At 62.9% G+C, this 1,122-nt stretch carries 3 protein-coding genes; all 3 read right to left on the bottom strand.

The window, feature by feature from the left end; genetic code table 11:
* Positions 1 to 218 precede the first annotated feature (218 nt).
* On the bottom strand, positions 219 to 389 hold the full coding sequence (locus ACIRS4_RS38325) for a hydrophobic protein (RefSeq protein WP_404204915.1): 171 nt from the start codon (positions 387 to 389) through the stop codon (positions 219 to 221).
* A 110-nt stretch (positions 390 to 499) separates the two neighbouring features.
* The gene (locus ACIRS4_RS38320) at positions 500 to 673 is read right to left on the bottom strand and encodes a CsbD family protein (RefSeq protein ID WP_404204912.1); all 174 of its coding nucleotides are present in this window, start codon (positions 671 to 673) and stop codon (positions 500 to 502) included.
* Between the two features lie 178 nt (positions 674 to 851).
* The coding region (locus ACIRS4_RS38315; protein WP_404204910.1) for a CGNR zinc finger domain-containing protein at positions 852 to 1,122 on the bottom strand (271 nt) is incomplete at its 5' end.

Here is a 1,122-nt window from a genome sequence, read left to right as displayed (position 1 = left end):
TCTCGTCGTGGACGGTGCCGGTGAGCCGGCGGACGTCGGGATCGCGCAGCGCTGCCACGATCGCGTCGAGGTCATCGGAAACGAACGGCCGCAGGATCACTTTCGAGCCGATCAGCGTGGGCTTGACCGAGAAGTCGGCGGTATCGAACACCGGTGAATTATCGCGCCACGTTCTGACTGTTTCGGCCGGGCACACGAACCCCGGCCATACTGCTGATTCACCAGCGGTACCAACGTTTTCGGGTCCCGGCCGCGTCGGAACTGGCGAAGAAGAATCCGAGGATCCACAGCACCAGCACCACGACCGCGGCCCACCACAAGGCTTTCAGCGCGAAACCCGCTCCGAACAGAACCAGGACGAGCAGCAGCACGAGCAGTAGCGCAACCATGTCTTTGCACCTCCTCTGACCACCGCTTACCCGAATGATCACTTCGCTAACAAGCATGCTGTCGTACGGCATTGCGAGTGATCGTCTCTCTGAACGGTCGCGGTACCAGGTCAGTGCTTGAAGGCGTCCTTGACCTTCTCTCCCGCCGACTTCAGGTCGGATTTCACCTGGTCGATCTTGCCTTCTTGCTCACGCTCGGGGTCGTTCGTGGCCGCACCGAACTTCTCCTTGGCCTTACCGCGGAGTTCTTCGGATTTGTTCTTGGCCTTGTCGGTGGCGCTCATGAGCATCTCCTTTCTCGCTTCGGCGGATGGGCTGCGGCGAGCGCAACCCGCTCTCGACCTACCCGGGCGGAGATCGGCCAAACGCATCAATCGAATTAACCAGCGCCACCGTCGGATTCGCCGAGCTTCTCCAGTTCGTGCAGAACGATGTGCAGCGCGGTTTCGATGGTCTGTAGCACTACCGGCTCGGGCGCCTGACCGCGGCTTTGTCGGGTCGGTTCGCTGCGAGGCGTGACTTCTTGACCTTGTTGCCGCAGGTGTTCATGGAGCACCAGCGTCGGTTGGATCCGCGGCTCGTGTCGAGGAAGAGTCCGGCGCAGCCGGGGCCTTCGCAGTTCTTGACGCGGCCGCGGTCGGGGCCCCCGAGGGTGTGGATGGCGTTGGTGGCCAGGACCCCGAGGGCGTCGCGGACCGGGGCCGTCTTCGTCAAGCGCCAGGTTGCGTGTTCG

The organism is Streptomyces sp. NPDC101166, from assembly GCF_044768125.1.
GTDB lineage: Bacteria > Actinomycetota > Actinomycetes > Streptomycetales > Streptomycetaceae > Streptomyces.
This window is presented reverse-complemented; position numbering and strand designations above follow the sequence as displayed.

Excerpts from the sequence above, each read along its gene's own strand:
- ACIRS4_RS38320 (WP_404204912.1), bottom strand. The coding sequence starts at position 673 with ATGAGCGCCACCGACAAGGCCAAGAACAAATCCGAAGAACTCCGCGGT.
- ACIRS4_RS38325 (WP_404204915.1), bottom strand. The coding sequence starts at position 389 with ATGGTTGCGCTACTGCTCGTGCTGCTGCTCGTCCTGGTTCTGTTCGGA.